Raw genomic sequence first — 16,492 nt, forward strand, 5'->3', positions numbered from 1 at the left:
TCCCACAAGATTCTCATTAATGAACCTGTGGGAGCGGGCTTGTCCCGCGAATGAGCCCGAAAAGCCGATCCAGCTTTCGTTACTTGACTACAACCTTGCCCTTCATCATCGCGATGTGGCCTGGGAAGGTGCAGAAGAAGCTGTAGTCACCACCGGCTTCCAGCTTGGAAGTATCGAACTTCACTTCGGTTTCCTTTTCCGGCGCGCCGATCATCTTGGTGTGGGCGATGATCGCGGCGTTGTCGGCCTTGAGGTAGTCCTTGTCCAGGCCCTGGCTCATGCCTTCGGTGGCGATGGCCTGCATATCGGCGGTCTTGCTGATCACCAGGTTATGGCCCATGACGTTTTTCGGCAGTTTGCCGGAGTGGGTCAGTTTTACGGTGAATTCCTTGCAGCTCTTGTCGACGGTGAACTCCTTGCTGGTGTAGGACATCTGGTCGGTCGAGTCGACGGTCACCGAGCACTCGGCTGCGAAGACGGAGGCGCTGGCGAGGGTCAGCAGGGATACCGCTACAGCTTTCGCAAACATCATGAATCTCCTTGGCAGGGGTTTTTATCGATCGCAAGACTGCCTGAAAACGCGAGCCCCCTGGCTGATATGCATCAAGGGGGTGTCAAGCGGCCAATCAGTAGAATTGTTCAATGGATTGTATACAACCAATCTAAGAGCACATCATGCCCTTTTCCGGGACGATGGGACAACCTCTCATTCAGGAGCAATCCAATGTCCCACATACATTTCATGAAAATCATGCTTGCCGCGTACGCCCATGGCGCCACGGGTGCAATCTGCGAATTTTCCCGCCCGGAGTGACACCTGCCTTGGAAGCGAGAGGCATGCGCCGTACCCTGTCACCCTGTGTGAAGGGAGATGAGCAATGCCTGTACGTTCCGTTTGTGTCTTCTGTGGCGCCAGCATCGGCGCCAACCCGGCCTACCGAGAGGCCGCCGTGGCGCTTGGCCAGGCCATTGCCCGGCGCGGTCTGACCCTGGTCTATGGCGGCGGCGCGGTGGGCCTGATGGGCACTGTGGCCGATGCAGCGATGGCTGCGGGTGGCGAGGTGATAGGAATCATCCCGCAGAGTCTGATGAACGCCGAAATCGGTCACAAGGGCCTGACTCGCCTCGAAGTCGTCGATGGCATGCATGCACGCAAGGCGCGCATGGCTGAACTTAGCGATGCCTTCATTGCGCTGCCTGGCGGACTGGGCACGCTGGAGGAGCTGTTCGAGGTATGGACCTGGGGTCAGCTGGGCTATCACGCCAAGCCGCTGGGGCTGCTGGATGTGAATGGCTTCTATGAAAAGCTCGGCGGCTTCCTCGACCATATCGTCGAGGAAGGCTTCGTGCGCCCGCAGCATCGGGCGATGCTGTTGCTGGAGCAGCAGGCCGATGCGCTATTGGATGGGATGGAACGGTTCGAGGCGCCGGTGCTGCCCAAGTGGGTCGACAAGAAGCCTGATTGATCGGTCGGACGCCGCCCTCCCTGTAGGAGCGGGTTTGCCCGCGAATGCGTCGGTGAGTTCACCATCGCATTCGCGGGACAAGCCCGCTCCTACAGGTTTTCCAGGCTGCTGGTAAGATCAGCGCGGAATCACCGGCTGGCGCGGCTTGCGGCCCTTGCCACCCTTGGCCGCCTCCTTGCGCTCCTTGGCTGCCTGCTGATTGCGCGCAAACGCCTCAGCCTTGGCTTTCTCGCGCTTGTCCCACGGTTTGCTGCCATCACTGGCACGCGGCGGCAAACCAGTGTGCTGGGTCAGGATCTTCTGATCCTTGCCCACCTTGTGGCTACCTGCCGGGGTCGAGTTCTTGCGGCGGGCACTCTGGTAGCTATCGGTCTGCGGTTGGTGCAGCGGAATCAGCTGGTGTTTGCCCGGCCCGATCAGGTCGGCACGCCCCATGCGCTGCAATGCTTCACGCAGCATCGGCCAGCCCTTCGGATCGTGATAGCGCAGGAATGCCTTGTGCAAGCGACGCTGCTCCTCGCTCTTGACGATCTCCACCCCTTCGCTCTTGTAGGTCACCTTGCGCAGCGGGTTCTTGCCCGAGTGGTACATGGCGGTCGCCGAGGCCATCGGCGACGGGTAGAAGGCCTGCACCTGATCGGCGCGGAAACCGTTGCCCTTGAGCCATAGGGCCAGGTTCATCATGTCTTCGTCGGTGGTGCCTGGGTGGGCGGCGATGAAGTACGGGATCAGGTACTGTTCCTTGCCCGCCTCTTTCGAGAACTTCTCGAACATGCGCTTGAAGCGGTCGTAGGTGCCGATGCCCGGCTTCATCATCTTGTCCAGAGGGCCACGCTCGGTGTGCTCCGGGGCGATCTTGAGGTAACCACCGACGTGGTGGGTGACCAGTTCCTTGACGTATTCCGGGGACTCCACCGCCAGGTCGTAGCGCAGGCCCGAGGCGATCAGGATCTTCTTCACACCTGGCAGGGCACGGGCCTTGCGGTACAACTCGATCAGCGAGCTGTGGTCGGTGTTGAGGTTCTCGCAGATGCCCGGGAACACGCACGACGGCTTGCGGCAGTGCTTCTCGATGTCGGGGCTCTTGCAGGCGATGCGGTACATGTTGGCAGTCGGCCCGCCGAGGTCCGAGACCACGCCGGTGAAGCCTGGCACCTTGTCACGCATTTCCTCGATCTCGTGCAGGATCGACTCGTGGGAGCGGTTCTGGATGATGCGGCCTTCGTGCTCGGTGATCGAGCAGAAGGTGCAGCCGCCGAAGCAGCCACGCATGATGTTGACCGAGAAGCGGATCATCTCGTAGGCCGGGATGCGCTGCTTGCCATAGGCCGGGTGCGGCACACGGGCGTAGGGCATGCCGAACACGTAGTCCATTTCCTCGGTGCTCATGGGAATGGGTGGTGGGTTGAACCACACATCCACCTCACCATGCTTCTGCACCAGGGCACGGGCGTTACCCGGGTTGGTTTCCAGGTGCAGCACACGGTTGGCATGGGCATAGAGCACCGGGTCGTTGCGGACCTTTTCGAACGACGGCAGGCGGATCACTGACTTTTCCCGGGTCACGGCCGGGCTGTCGAGAATCTGCACGACCTTGGCTTCGTTCGGATCTTCCACCTCGCCCTTGGCCTGCTCGATGGCGCAGGCCTGGGTATCCTGGGTGTTGACGTAAGGGTTGATGATCTTGTCGACCCGGCCCGGGCGGTCGATCCGCGTGGAGTCGATCTCATACCAGCCTTGCGGGGTGTCACGACGCACGAAGGCGGTACCGCGCACATCGGTGATGGTCTCGATCCTCTCGCCATTGGACAGGCGCTGGGCGACCTCGACCACCGCACGCTCGGCGTTGCCGAACAGCAGGATGTCGGCACTGGCATCGATCAGGATCGAATGGCGGACCTTGTCCTGCCAATAGTCATAGTGGGCGATACGGCGCAGCGAGGCCTCGATGCCGCCAAGCACGATCGGCACATGCTTGTAGGCTTCCTTGCAGCGCTGGCTGTACACCAGGCTGGCCCGATCCGGCCGCGCACCGGCCAGGCCACCGGGGGTGTAGGCGTCGTCGGAACGAACCTTCTTGTCCGCCGTGTAGCGGTTGATCATCGAGTCCATGTTGCCCGCCGCGACACCGAAGAACAGGTTCGGCTCGCCGAGCTTCATGAAGTCGTCCTTCGACTGCCAGTTCGGCTGGGCGATGATGCCTACGCGAAAGCCCTGGGCTTCCAGCAGGCGGCCGATGATGGCCATGCCGAACGACGGATGGTCGACGTAGGCGTCACCGGTCACGATGATGATGTCGCAGGAATCCCAGCCGAGCAGATCCATCTCCTCCCTGCTCATCGGCAGGAAAGGTGCTGGTCCGAAGCATTCGGCCCAGTACTTGGGATAGTCGTAGAGAGGTTTGGCTGCTTGCATGTCAGTGACCGGTTCTGGTGTGCAGGGAAATCGCGGGCGCGGAATATAGCACAAATTTTGACCAAATCCGACGATGGTTGTCGGATTCATGGGGCCAGGGGTTATTCGTCGTCGTCGAAGTTGTACATGCCCGGCGCGAGGTTCTCGAAGCGGGTGTACTTGCCGATAAACGCCAGGCGTACGAAACCGATGGGGCCGTTACGCTGCTTGCCGATGATGATTTCCGCCACGCCCTTGTGCTCGGTCTCGGGGTGATACACCTCGTCCCGGTACACGAACATGATCACGTCGGCGTCCTGCTCGATCGCACCCGATTCACGCAAGTCGGAGTTCACCGGGCGCTTGTTGGGACGCTGCTCCAGGGAGCGGTTGAGCTGGGACAGAGCGATGACCGGGCAGTTGAATTCCTTGGCCAGGGCCTTGAGCGAGCGGGAGATCTCGGAAATCTCGTTGGTCCGATTGTCACCAGCAGAGCCCGGGATCTGCATCAGCTGCAGGTAGTCCACCATGATCATGGCGATTTCGCCGTGCTCGCGGGCCAGACGACGGGTACGCGCGCGCATTTCCGAAGGGCTGATACCGGCGGTATCGTCGATGAACAGCTTGCGGTCATTGAGCAGGTTGACCGCCGAGGTCAGGCGCGGCCAATCGTCGTCGTCCAGTTGGCCGGAACGCACCTTGGTCTGGTCGATGCGGCCCAGGGAGGACAGCATACGCATGATCAGCGATTCGCCTGGCATCTCGAGGGAAAACACCAGCACCGCCTTGTCGGTACGCAGCACGGCGTTTTCCACCAGGTTCATGGCGAAGGTGGTCTTACCCATCGAAGGACGGCCGGCGACGATGATCAGGTCGGCAGGCTGCAGGCCGCTGGTCTTCTCATCCAGGTCGGTGAAGCCGGTGGAGACGCCGGTGATATCGCTGTCGGAGTTGAACAGTGTATCGATGCGGTCGATGGCCATGGTCAACAGTTCGTTGACCCCCACCGGACCGCCAGTCTTGGGTCGCGCTTCGGCGATCTGGAAGATCTGCCGTTCGGCATCATCGAGGATTTCCTCGGCGTTGCGACCCTGCGGGTTGAACGCGTTGTCGGCGATGTCGGTACTGATGCTGATCAGCTGGCGCAGCGTGGCACGTTCGCGAATGATCGCGGCGTAGGCCTTGATGTTGGCCACCGACGGGGTGTTCTTGGCCAGCTCGGCCAGGTACGCAAGCCCACCGACCTGGGTCGACAGGCCTTCCTTGTCCAACTGCTCGTGCAGGGTCACGACGTCGAACGGTTGGTTGGCGTCGGCCAGCTTGTGCACGGCACGGAAAATCAGGCGATGGTCATGTCGATAGAAATCGCCATCCGACACCTGATCCAGCACGCGCTCCCAGGCGTTGTTGTCCAGCATCAAGCCACCGAGCACAGCCTGTTCGGCCTCGATGGAATGGGGCGGGACCTTCAGGGCTGCGGTCTGCAGGTCGAGTTGTTCGGGGTTGGTGATCTCGTTCATGGCCACGAAAGAATTCTGGAGGATGAAAAAGACAAAGGGCACGGCCTGTCAGAACAGGACCGTGCCCGATGTTAACCGGCTTGGCCGCGAGCGGCCAGCCGATCAGCGCAGCTTAGGCTGCTACGACGACCACGCGTACGGTGGCTTCAACGTCGCTGTGCAGGTGCACGGCTACGTCGTATTCGCCAACCTGACGGATCGTGCCGTTCGGCAGACGAACTTCAGCCTTGGCCACTTCAACGCCCGAGGCGGTCAGTGCGTCAGCGATGTCGTGGGTGCCGATCGAACCGAACAGCTTGCCTTCGTCGCCAGCGGTGGCAGTGATGGTCACTTCCAGCTCGGCCAGTTGGGCAGCGCGGCTTTCAGCCGACGATTTACGGTCAGCAGCTGCTTTTTCCAGCTCGGCGCGACGCTCTTCGAACGCGGCCAGGTTGGCGGCGTTGGCAACGGTGGCCTTGCCGAATGGCAGCAGGAAGTTACGGCCGTAACCAGCCTTAACTTTTACTTTGTCGCCCAGGTTGCCCAGGTTAGCGACTTTTTCCAGCAGGATCAGTTCCATTTGGTAAAACCTCTTAACTTTTAACCTTCACCGTTCGCGGAGTCATTCCCCTCAGGGGACTTGCGACCGCGAAAATCAATCAGGCTGTCGACAATGGCCAGGACCACGAGTAACGGATAAATCAGCTGCATCACCAGCACCAGCGTGACGTACATACCTACCAGCCAGAAACCGGCCAGTCGCCCCTGTGCCACCAGACCGTGCATCAAAGCGACACCGGCCAGTACGAGCACCAGACTGGACGCGGAAGCCAGGACGATGAACTGCGGACCGATGAACGGGCCCAACACCATCACTGCAACCAAGGCCAGCATGACCACTCGCGGCAACTTCAGGGCGCGGAACTCGCGACCGAAGCCTCCAGGGTTGTACAACGCAGCTTGCCAATAACGCGCCAGCATCAGAGCCAGCACGCTGAACAACTGCAACATCACCGCTGTGGAAGCGACCAGCACGGGGCCGATCAGCTCACCGGGAATCACCGGCTTGCCTTCGAATTGCGGCAGGGCTTCTACAAGCGCCTTGGCCAGCACCTCGAAGGTGTCGCGCAGCACCGCGTCCAGGATGAGGCTGTAGACCAACCCCAACAACACACTGGACAACAACACCCGGCTCCAGGAATGCCCGGCACGCAACAAGGCGGCCAGTCCCAGCGTACCGACGAACACCAGCAAGGTGCTCGGGTCGCCGAAGACCCAAATGGCCACCGCGGGCAGAAGCCCCCAGGCGATGACCGTTGAAGCGTCCTTGAACCCGCGCCGCAGGAGCACGAGACTCCCAGCAGCGGCACTCAACCAGAACAGCAGCGGCAATACCGCACTTGCAACCACCACCAGGGTGGCCTGCACACGACCGCGCATGATGAAATCAGCCAACGCTCGCATGCTTATCCCTTACTACTTGTCGACGACCCGGTCTCAGCGGCCGTGGCTGTCGGTGTAGGGCAGCAGGGCCAGGAAGCGGGCGCGCTTGATAGCGGTAGCCAGCTGACGCTGATAACGAGCTTTGGTACCGGTGATACGGCTTGGAACGATTTTGCCGGTTTCGGATACGTAAGCTTTCAGGGTGTTGAGATCTTTGAAGTCGATCTCTTTCACGTCTTCAGCAGTGAAGCGGCAGAATTTACGACGACGGAAGAAACGTGCCATGTAATAGGCTCCTCAAAAGGTCCGTGGATTACTCGTCAGCGTTATCGCTGGAGTCGCTGTCATTGCTGTCGTCGCCTTCGGCGGAGTCAGCATGCTCAGGACGCTCACGACGCTCACGGCGCTCGCTGCGGTTCTCTTCGGCCTTGAGCATCTCGGACTGACCGGTAACGGCTTCGTCGCGACGGATGACCAGGTTACGGATCACGGCATCGTTGTAGCGGAAGTTGTCTTCCAGCTCGGCCAGGGCCTTGCCGGTGCACTCAACGTTCAGCATCACGTAGTGAGCCTTGTGAACATTGTTGATTGCGTAGGCCAGTTGACGACGGCCCCAGTCTTCCAGGCGGTGGATCTTGCCGCCATCTTCTTCGATCAGCTTGGTGTAACGCTCAACCATGCCGCCGACTTGCTCGCTCTGGTCCGGGTGAACCAGGAAGATGATTTCGTAATGACGCATGAATGCTCCTTACGGGTTAGTAGTCTGCCAGCGAATCTGGTCAGACAAGGAGTGAATGACACTGTATGTCTTGCCATGGAGGGGAGGCGCATGCACGCCTGCCAGCTCGGCAAGGGGCGCAATTGTAGAGAAGGCGGGACGGACAAGCAAGGAGAGTGGTGATTATTTGAACAGCCGGAAAAACTTTAGCCTGTACCGGCCTCTTCGCGGGGCAAGCCCGCTCCTACAGGATCGCATTGCATTCAGCCCCTGCGGGGATCCTGTGGGAGCGGGCTTGCCCCGCGAAGAGGCCGGTACAGACAAAAATCAGCGCTTGGCCTGCCGCTGGCGCACGGCCTCGAACAGACAGACGCCGGTCGCTACCGACACGTTCAGACTGCTGACGCTACCGGCCATCGGCAACTTCACCAAAAAGTCGCAATGCTCGCGGGTCAACCGGCGCATGCCCTTGCCTTCGGCACCCATGATCATCACCAGCGGCCCGGTGAGGTCCTGTTGATAGATCTCCTGCTCGGCCTCGCCAGCGGTACCGACCACCCACAGGCCACGCTGCTGGAGCTTCTCCAGGGTCCGCGCCAGGTTGGTCACGGCCACCAGCGGGATGACTTCCGCTGCGCCGCAGGCCACCTTGCGCACCACCGGCGTCAGGGTCGCCGACTTGTCCTTGGGCACCACCACCGCCGTGGCACCGGCGGCATCCGCCGTGCGCAGGCAGGCGCCGAGGTTATGGGGATCGGTGACGCCGTCCAGCACCAGGATCAGGGGTGGCGTTTCCGTGCGCTCGAGCAACTCCTCGAGCATCAATTCGCCCCACACCTGGCTGGGGCTGACCTCGGCGACCACACCCTGGTGCACGCCTTCAACCCATGCATCCAGCTCCCGACGCTCGGCCTGACCGACCGGCACGCGGTTCTCCGCGGCCAGTGCCAGCAACGCCTGGACACGCGGCTCGCTGCGACCTTCCGACAGCCAGATCTGCTTGACCCGCTTGGGATGGTGCTGCAGCAACGCCTGCACGGCGTGCACGCCGTAGATCTTTTCCAGCTGACTCATGACTTGTTCTTGCTCTTGCGTGGCGCGCCGGACTTCGACGGCCCCTTACGATGCTTGGTCGACTTGCCGGACGACTTGCCCCCTTTGTCCGCCTTGCTGCTGGCATGGCCGCCGGTGCGCGCCTCGCTCATCAGCGCTTTCTTCATCTCGCGGCTCTTGCGCACCTCGGCATTGCGCTGCACGGCGTCCTTGGGGAAGTACGCCTCGGCGGTCTCGCTCTTGCGGCTACGCGGTTTGGGCGTGGCCCGGGCGGGTGCTTCCGGCGCCAAATCGGCCTTCTCGGCGGCAGGCGCAGTGCCACGCCCCTTGCGACCGATCGGTGCGGCGAGCTGCTGCTCGGACACTTCGAAATCGATCTTTCGCTCATCGAGGTCGACGCGCATGACCTTGACCTCGATGGTGTCGCCCAAGCGGAAGCTGCGCCCAGTGCGCTCACCGGACAGACGGTGATGCACAGGATCGAAGTGGTAGTAGTCGCCCGGCAAGGCACTGACATGCACCAGGCCCTCGACGTAGATGTCGGTGAGCTCGACGAACAGGCCAAAACCGGTGACGGCAGTGATCACCCCAGGGAAGGTCTCGCCGACGCGATCCTTCATGAACTCGCACTTGAGCCAGTTGACCACGTCACGGGTGGCCTCGTCGGCGCGGCGTTCGGTCATCGAGCACTGTTCGCCGAGCTGATCCAGGGTGTTCACGTCATACGGGTAGATACGCGCCTTGGGAATGCTCATCGCGCCAGCACGCTTGACGTGCGGCGTGTCGACCTTGGAGCGGATGACGCTGCGAATGGCACGGTGTACCAGCAGGTCCGGGTAGCGACGGATCGGCGAGGTGAAGTGGGTGTACGCTTCGTAGTTCAGACCGAAGTGGCCGTTGTTGTCGGTGCTGTACACCGCCTGGCTCAACGAGCGCAGCATCACGGTCTGGATCAGGTGGAAATCCGGGCGCCCGGCGATGCTCGCCAGCAGGGCCTGGTAGTCCTTCGGCGACGGGTCCTTGCCCTTGTGCAGGGTCAGACCCAGCTCACCGAGAAACGCGCGCAGTTTCTCCAGGCGCTCCGGCGGCGGGCCGTCGTGCACACGGTACAGCGAAGGAACGCCGTGCTTTTGCAGAAACTCGGCCGTGGCGACGTTGGCCGCCAGCATGCACTCTTCGATCAGCTTGTGGGCATCGTTGCGCACGGTCGGGCGAATTTCCGCGATCTTGCGCTGGTCACCGAAGATGATGCGGGTTTCCTGGGTCTCGAAATCGATGGCCCCACGGGCATGACGGGCCGCCACGAGCACCTTGTACAGGTTGTACAGGTTCTTGAGGTCCGGCAGCACCTCCTTGTACTCCTCGCGCAGCGCCTTGCCTTCGCGGGTACGCGAGTGCTCCAGCATGCTGCTGACCTTGTTGTAGGTCAGACGGGCGTGCGAGTGGATGACGCCTTCGTAGAACTGGTAGTCGACCATCTGGCCGGCTTTGTTCATGGTCATCTCGCAGACCATGGCCAGGCGATCGACGTGGGGGTTCAGCGAGCACAGCCCGTTGGACAGCTCCTCGGGAAGCATCGGCACCACGCGCTCGGGGAAGTACACCGAGTTGCCGCGTTGCTGGGCCTCGACGTCCAGGGCCGAGCCCAGGCGCACATAGCTGGAAACGTCGGCGATGGCCACGTACAGGCGCCAGCCGCCGGAGAACAGCCGCAGTTTGCCCAGTGGTTCGCAATAGACCGCATCGTCGAAGTCGCGGGCATCCTCGCCGTCGATGGTGACGAACGGCAGATGGCGCAGGTCGACGCGCTTTTCCTTGTCCTTCTCTTCGACTTCGGAGCGGAACTTGCGCGCTTCCTTGATCACATCCTTGGGCCAGACATGCGGGATGTCGTAGCTGCGCAGCGCCACGTCGATTTCCATGCCCGGGGCCATGTAGTTGCCGATCACCTCGACCACATCACCCTGTGGCTGGAAGCGCGGGGTCGGCCAGTGGGTGATCTTGATCTCGACGAATTGACCGATCTTGGCGCCGCCGTTACGACCGGCGGTCACCAGCACTTCCTGCTGGATCTTGGGGTTGTCCGGAGTGACGTAGCCGATGCCGCCTTCCTCGAAATAGCGGCCGACCACGCTTTCGTGGGCGCGGGAGATCACTTCCACCAGCGCGCCTTCGCGGCGACCACGGCGATCGACACCGGAGACCCGGGCCAAGGCCCGGTCGCCGTCGAACACCAGGCGCATCTGCGCGGGACTGAGGAAAAGGTCGTCACTGCCGTCGTCGGGGATGAGGAAGCCGAAGCCATCGCGATGGCCGGATACACGGCCACAGATCAGGTCGAGCTTGTCTACCGGGGCATAGGTGCCGCGCCGGGTATAGATAAGCTGGCCGTCGCGCTCCATGGCGCGCAGCCGACGACGCAGGGCTTCGATCTGGTCTTCGTCGTGAAGACCGAATTCGGCCGCCAGCTCCTCGCGGGCGGCCGGTTCGCCACGGTCGGCGAGGCGCTGCAGGATCAGCTCACGGCTGGGGATAGGGTTGTCGTATTTTTCCGCTTCGCGAGCGGCCTCGGGATCGAGGGATTGCCAATCGGCCATCAGAAGGGGTTCACCTTGGGGTATATAGATATGAATTCTGGCATAGGCGTATTGAAACCGGAAATCTCCGCATTGGACAGCCCCAGAGGAGGGTCCAGACAATGGCAATAGGCCTGTGGAATCAACGAGTTGAATTTTTTGAATTTTTTTTTGATCGGGGGCTTTACAGCCCTCAGGAGCGTCCGTATAGTGCGCACCACAACGACGGACAGCCGACGTTGTAGTTGAGATGAAGCGCGATGTAAAGCATCATGTGACCTCGACGAAATGTGTGCCCAGGTGGCGGAATTGGTAGACGCGCTGGTTTCAGGTATCAGTGACTTAACGGTCGTGGAAGTTCGAGTCTTCTCCTGGGCACCAATGATTTTCAAGTAATAGATGACCAAGGATCTATTACAACTGAGTGAAGCGAACAATAGTCGCCTTCTTCAGATGATGCAAAGCTTTGCCCAGGTGGCGGAATTGGTAGACGCGCTGGTTTCAGGTATCAGTGACTTAACGGTCGTGGAAGTTCGAGTCTTCTCCTGGGCACCATATAAAAACCCACTAGCTTGCTAGTGGGTTTTTTCTTGCCTGCGATTTTTGCATCGCCCTCGCCTACCGGCATTGCGCCGACGACTGGCCCGTCAAAAAGCCCTCATGAATTTCTCGTCACCCGGCCACTTGAGAACCGATTTCGTTTACCATTGTTGCCAAATATGTAGCCGTAAGCGAGGAAGTACCCGCATGACGATCCGCCCGCAACCGCTGATGCGCACCCTGGCCGCTGCTGTTCTGAGCCTGGTGATCGGCGCTCCGGCCGCCATGGCAGACGAGCCTGTCACGCTGACCATGTACAACGGCCAGCACAAGGAGATCGGCGAAGCCATCGCCAAGGCCTACGAGGCCAAGACCGGCATCCATATCAATATCCGCAAGGGCAGCAGCAATCAGCTGGCCAGCCAGATCATCGAGGAAGGCGATCGCTCGCCGGCCGACATCATCTACACCGAAGAATCGCCCCCCTTGAACAATCTCGGCGAATTGGGCCTGCTGGCCAAGATCGACGACGCCACGCTGAACATGCTGCCCAAGGAGTACGTCGGCGCCAATGGCACCTGGATGGGCGTTACCGCGCGCACCCGCGTGGTGGTGTTCAACCCCAAGAAGGTCGACGAAAAAGACCTGCCGACCACCGTGATGGACTTCGCCAGCCCTGAATGGGATGGCCGTGTCGGCTACGTGCCGACCAGCGGCGCGTTCCAGGAGCAGGCGGTGGCCATCCTCAAGATGCACGGCCGCGAAGCCACCGAAGAATGGCTGACCGGCCTGAAAGCCTTCGGCAAGACCTACACCAACAATATGGTCGCACTGAAGGCCGTGGAAAAAGGTGAAGTCGACGCGGTACTGGTCAACAACTACTACTGGTACGCCTTGGAGCGCGAGCGCGGCAAGCTCGACTCCAAGCTGTACTACCTGGCCGATGGCGATGCCGGCAACCTGGTGACCATCTCCGGTGCCGGCGCGGTCAAAGCCAGCAAGCATCCCAAGGAAGCCCAGGCCCTGCTCAACTGGATGGCCAGCGAAGAAGGTCAGCGAGTGATCACTCAGACCACCGCCGAGTATCCACTGCACAAGGGCATGGTTTCCGATCGTGGCCTGAAGCCGTTCGAAGACCTGCGCCCACCGAAGATCTCGCCGGCGGACCTGGGCAATGCCGAGGAAGCGATCGAGCTTGAACGTGAGGTCGGCCTGCTCTGATGACCGCCGCCCTGTCCGAGCCGGTGCTGGCACGCTTCGTGCCGCGCCGCAAGCGCCCCTCCATCTGGGTGGTGCTGCCTGTGCTGTTCCTGGTGGCAATGAGCTTGCTACCGCTGCTGTACGTCGCCATGAAAGCCTGGGAAGCCGGCTGGCGCGAAGCCCTGCACCTGCTCTGGCGCCCATTCGTCTGGGGGCTGATGCGCAACACCCTGATGTTGATGGTCGGGGTGACGCTGACCTGCATGGTGGTTGGCCTGGCCCTGGCCTGGTTGCTCGAACGCAGCAACCTGCCCGGTCGCCGACTGTGGGGCGTGGTGCTGTGCTTGCCATTCGCCGTGCCGTCGTTCGTCAGCAGTTTCACCTGGGTGTCGCTGAGCTCGGACTTCGAAGGCCTGGGCGGGGCGATCATGGTCATGGCGCTGTCCAAGTACCCCCTGGTGTTCCTACCGGTCGCGGCCACCTTGCGCAACCTCGACACCTCGGTCGAGGAATCGGCACGCACCTTGGGCTGCAACCGCTGGGGCGTGTTCTACAAGATCACCCTGCCGCTGCTGTGGCCTTCGATTCTGGGCGGGGCACTGCTGATCGCCCTGCATATGCTGGTCGAGTTCGGCGCGCTGTCGATCCTTGGCCTGCAGACTTTCACCACGGCGATCTACCAGCAGTTCGAATTGGAGTTCAGCAACGCCAACGCTGCGATGCTTTCGGCAGTGCTGTTGGTGTTGTGCCTGTTGATGCTGTGGCTGGAGTTGCGCGTGCGCGGCAAAGCCCGCCATGTGCGGATCGGCCAGGGCGTAGCACGGCGAGGTCAACCGGTACGCCTGCGTGGCTGGATGCCGCTGGCACAGGTGTTCTGTCTCGGTCTGGCGATCCTCGGTAGCGGGATTCCGCTGGCGATGCTCGGCTATTGGTTGAGCGTGGGGTCGTCGGCAGCGTTTCCGGTGGCGGCCATCAGCAAGGCGCTGCTGACGTCGTTGTCGGTGTCGCTCGGGGGCGCCGGATTCTGCGTGCTGTTGGCGCTGCCGGTAAGCTTCCTGGTGGTGCGCTACAAGGGTCGCCTGGCGATCTGGGCAGAACGCTTGCCGTATCTGCTTCATGCCTTGCCCGGCCTGGTGATCGCCCTGACCCTGGTGGTGTTCTCGCTGCACTACGTACCAGCGCTTTACCAGACCACCGCGCTGTTGCTGCTGGCCTACGCCCTGCTCTTCCTGCCACTGGCTCAGGCACCGGTACGCACGGCACTGAACAAGGCATCGCCGACCCTCGAAGAGGCGGCACGCACCCTGGGTGCCAGCAGCTTCGCGGCATTCTGCCGGGTAACCCTGCCGATCATCTTCCCAGCCCTGGCGGCCGCTTTCGCTCTGGTGTTCCTCGACGCCATGAAGGAACTGACCGCCACCCTGCTGCTCAGTCCGACCGGCATGACCACCCTGGCCACGGAAGTCTGGGCACATACCGCCAACGTCGAGTTCGCCGCGGCAGCGCCCTACGCCGCACTGCTGATCGTGGTCTCGGGCCTGCCGGTATACCTGCTGACCACACGGATGTACCTGAACAAGGCGTAGCCCCTTCATGGCAGCTACGCAACCCCCCTCAGGCCCTGAACTGCCCCAGGCTGGCCCGCAACTGCGCAGCCAGCCCGTCGAGCACCTTGCTGCTGGCAGTGGTCTGCATCACCACCTCGGCGGACCGTTCAGCCTGGGCATGGATGTTCTCCACTCGCCCGCGAACCGCCTGAGCCCCCTGTGCCTGCTGCTCGGCCGCCCGCGTGGCCAGGCCGATCGCCGCGTGCACCTGCTCTACGGCTGCCTGCACCGATTGCTGACGGCGCTCGCTATCACGCAGCACCACCAATCCTTCGCTGGCCCTGGCACCGGCCTCACTGATGGTCGCGACCGCTTCCTTGGCGCCCTGCTGCAGTGCCGAGATATGCGCCTGGATGTCGCCTGTGGAACGCTGCGTCTTGCTCGCCAAGGCACGCACCTCATCCGCCACCACGGCAAACCCCCGCCCGCTCTCACCCGCACGCGCCGCTTCGATGGCGGCGTTCAACGCCAACAGGTTGGTCTGCTCGGCGATGCCATGGATGACGGTCAGCACCACCTCGATCTGTTCGCTTTGCCGGGCCAGTCGTTCGATGACCTGGGAACCACTCTCTACCTGGCCGGCGAGGCTGTCGATCAGCCCTGCCAACTGCGTCGAGGTGCGGCTGTTCTCATCCGTCGCCTGGCGAATGTCGACCACTTGGCGCAAGGCTGCCTGCATGGCCTGGCTTTCGGCCTGAGCCTCGTCGGCCATGTGCGACAGATCGCGCAGACTGGCCGCAACTTCGTCGCGCTGTAGCGCGGCAGCGGCGTCGGCACCCGCAGTGCGCTGGGCCATGGTGCCGATCTCGACACCGGTGCGCTGCGCCACCTCGCCGGCCTCGCGGACGATGGGTTGCAGCTTGTCGACAAAGCGGTTGACCGCCGAGGCCATGTCGCCAATCTCATCGCGGCTATCAAGGGGCACACGGCGAGTCAGATCCCCTTCGCCAGCGGCCAGGTCGTCGAGCGCAGCGATCAGCAGGCGCAGCTTGCTGAGCACCCGCCGCCCCAGCACTACAGCCACCACCAGCAATACGCCAAGACCCACCAGCGCCAACCCCAGACCAATGCGCCAGCGCAGCGTTTCGGCAGCTTCGCGCACGGCTTGCGCGGTATTGGCCTGCATGGCCGCAGCGCTGCCCTGGGCGGTGGCCAGACGTTCGCGCAGGGCTTTGCCACTGTCGGCCGCTGCAGCGCCCAGGCTGTCCCCCACCAGTTGCTCGCTACTGCCGATCAGCGTGGCGAAGCGCTGGTCCAGCGCCTTGAGTTGTTGCTCGACCGCGACGGTGGATACGCCCATCAGGACCTTGCCGATCTGCGCCCCATTCGGGCTGATCGAAGCCTCGACGTAGTAGACGGAAGGGTCGCGACGAGCGGCATCGAGCACCTTGTCCAGCGCCCGCTCACCCTGCCCCTTCTCCATCAGGGCCTGGTTGATCGGATTCTGCCGGTTCAGATAGCGGGTCAGATGCTGCCCTTCGGCATCGTCATAGATCACGAACAGTACGTTGGGATTACGCTGCGCTCGGCGGGCGAACTCCGACAGGGTCGGTACATCGTTGTCCCAAATGGCCCGCGGCGCGACCGACGCCAGCAGTTCGGCCATGTCGTTGGCCGAATCCTTCAGGCTGCTCTCCAGCGTCACCCGAAGTTGCTGCTGCTCGTCCTGCAGGCGAGCCGACAGCCCAGCACTGAGGCGCTGGCGGGTGCTGCTGGAGAGACTGTCCAGGCCAGAGCGCACATCCTGCCCGGCTTGTTCGAGCTCGCCGGCCAACTTCTGGCTGTCAGCCCCCAAACGTTCGCCCAGATCGGCCTCCAGGGCGGTAACGGTGCTCCGGGTCAGTACCACGGCAACCAGCACCTGCACCAAAAGGGCGATACCAAGCGCTACAAACACGGGCCGCAACAGGCGGCTTCGTAACAGTGAAAAGATGGCAGACACGGTGTAACCCTCGTGTTTTCTGGCGCCACTATTTTGATGGCATCTACGAAGGCA

At 62.1% G+C, this 16,492-nt stretch carries 13 protein-coding genes, 2 tRNA genes and 1 pseudogene; 5 read left to right on the forward strand and 11 right to left on the reverse strand.

Going from position 1 to position 16,492, the window contains the following annotated elements; translation table 11 throughout:
* Positions 1-79: 79 nt before the first annotated feature.
* Positions 80-529: an azurin gene (gene azu / locus E2H86_RS03115; protein ID WP_133324620.1), complete on the reverse strand. Its 450-nt coding sequence runs from the start codon at positions 527-529 to the stop codon at positions 80-82.
* A gap of 349 nt (positions 530-878) precedes the next feature.
* Between azu and E2H86_RS03120 the strand changes: the two genes are divergently transcribed.
* On the forward strand, positions 879-1,466 hold the full coding sequence (locus E2H86_RS03120) for a TIGR00730 family Rossman fold protein (RefSeq protein WP_133324622.1): 588 nt from the start codon (positions 879-881) through the stop codon (positions 1,464-1,466).
* Positions 1,467-1,583: 117 nt separating this feature from the next.
* On the opposite strand, the gene E2H86_RS03125 is transcribed toward E2H86_RS03120, so the two are convergent.
* The 8 genes from E2H86_RS03125 to rnr form a co-directional block, all read right to left on the reverse strand.
* Positions 1,584-3,881 carry a YgiQ family radical SAM protein gene (locus tag E2H86_RS03125; protein ID WP_133324624.1) on the reverse strand — a complete coding sequence of 766 codons (2,298 nt, stop codon included), beginning with the start codon at positions 3,879-3,881 and terminating at the stop codon, positions 1,584-1,586.
* Between the two features lie 101 nt (positions 3,882-3,982).
* Positions 3,983-5,380: a replicative DNA helicase gene (gene dnaB, locus E2H86_RS03130; protein WP_133324626.1), complete on the reverse strand. Its 1,398-nt coding sequence runs from the start codon at positions 5,378-5,380 to the stop codon at positions 3,983-3,985.
* A gap of 112 nt (positions 5,381-5,492) precedes the next feature.
* Positions 5,493-5,939 carry a 50S ribosomal protein L9 gene (rplI, locus tag E2H86_RS03135; protein ID WP_012316464.1) on the reverse strand — a complete coding sequence of 149 codons (447 nt, stop codon included), beginning with the start codon at positions 5,937-5,939 and terminating at the stop codon, positions 5,493-5,495.
* 20 nt (positions 5,940-5,959) lie between these two features.
* The gene (locus tag E2H86_RS03140) at positions 5,960-6,823 is read right to left on the reverse strand and encodes a hypothetical protein (RefSeq protein ID WP_133324628.1); all 864 of its coding nucleotides are present in this window, start codon (positions 6,821-6,823) and stop codon (positions 5,960-5,962) included.
* A 33-nt stretch (positions 6,824-6,856) separates the two neighbouring features.
* Entirely contained in the window at positions 6,857-7,087 is a 231-nt protein-coding gene (gene rpsR, locus E2H86_RS03145) for a 30S ribosomal protein S18 (RefSeq protein ID WP_003249563.1), read from the reverse strand.
* A 28-nt stretch (positions 7,088-7,115) separates the two neighbouring features.
* Positions 7,116-7,541, reverse strand: coding sequence for a 30S ribosomal protein S6 (rpsF, locus tag E2H86_RS03150; RefSeq protein WP_003249557.1), 426 nt, complete (start codon positions 7,539-7,541; stop codon positions 7,116-7,118).
* 306 nt (positions 7,542-7,847) lie between these two features.
* Positions 7,848-8,594, reverse strand: a complete 747-nt coding sequence (gene rlmB, locus E2H86_RS03155; RefSeq protein ID WP_133324630.1) for a 23S rRNA (guanosine(2251)-2'-O)-methyltransferase RlmB — start codon at positions 8,592-8,594, stop codon at positions 7,848-7,850.
* A complete protein-coding gene (gene rnr, locus E2H86_RS03160) occupies positions 8,591-11,170 on the reverse strand; it encodes a ribonuclease R (RefSeq protein ID WP_133324632.1) in 2,580 nt (859 codons plus the stop codon). The genes rlmB and rnr overlap by 4 nt, the downstream gene beginning before the upstream one ends.
* 273 nt (positions 11,171-11,443) lie before the next feature.
* Between rnr and E2H86_RS03165 the strand changes: the two genes are divergently transcribed.
* The 4 genes from E2H86_RS03165 (at position 11,444) to E2H86_RS03180 (ending at position 14,475) form a co-directional block, all read left to right on the forward strand.
* Positions 11,444-11,530: transfer RNA gene (locus E2H86_RS03165), tRNA-Leu, on the forward strand.
* An 87-nt stretch (positions 11,531-11,617) separates the two neighbouring features.
* Positions 11,618-11,704: transfer RNA gene (locus E2H86_RS03170), tRNA-Leu, on the forward strand.
* 192 nt (positions 11,705-11,896) lie between these two features.
* Positions 11,897-12,910 carry an extracellular solute-binding protein gene (locus E2H86_RS03175; protein WP_133324634.1) on the forward strand — a complete coding sequence of 338 codons (1,014 nt, stop codon included), beginning with the start codon at positions 11,897-11,899 and terminating at the stop codon, positions 12,908-12,910.
* Positions 12,910-14,475, forward strand: a complete 1,566-nt coding sequence (locus E2H86_RS03180) for an ABC transporter permease (protein ID WP_133324636.1) — start codon at positions 12,910-12,912, stop codon at positions 14,473-14,475. The genes E2H86_RS03175 and E2H86_RS03180 overlap by 1 nt, the downstream gene beginning before the upstream one ends.
* 28 nt (positions 14,476-14,503) lie before the next feature.
* Here the strand turns inward: E2H86_RS03180 and E2H86_RS26720 are convergent, their stop codons facing one another.
* Entirely contained in the window at positions 14,504-15,388 is an 885-nt protein-coding gene (locus E2H86_RS26720; protein WP_439958278.1) for a methyl-accepting chemotaxis protein, read from the reverse strand.
* Positions 15,389-15,409: 21 nt separating this feature from the next.
* A pseudogene (locus E2H86_RS26725) lies at positions 15,410-16,102 on the reverse strand (methyl-accepting chemotaxis protein); the annotation flags it as partial.
* Between the last annotated feature and the right edge of the window lie 390 nt (positions 16,103-16,492).

It is taken from the genome of Pseudomonas putida (assembly GCF_004357765.1).
Classification (GTDB): domain Bacteria; phylum Pseudomonadota; class Gammaproteobacteria; order Pseudomonadales; family Pseudomonadaceae; genus Aquipseudomonas; species Aquipseudomonas putida_U.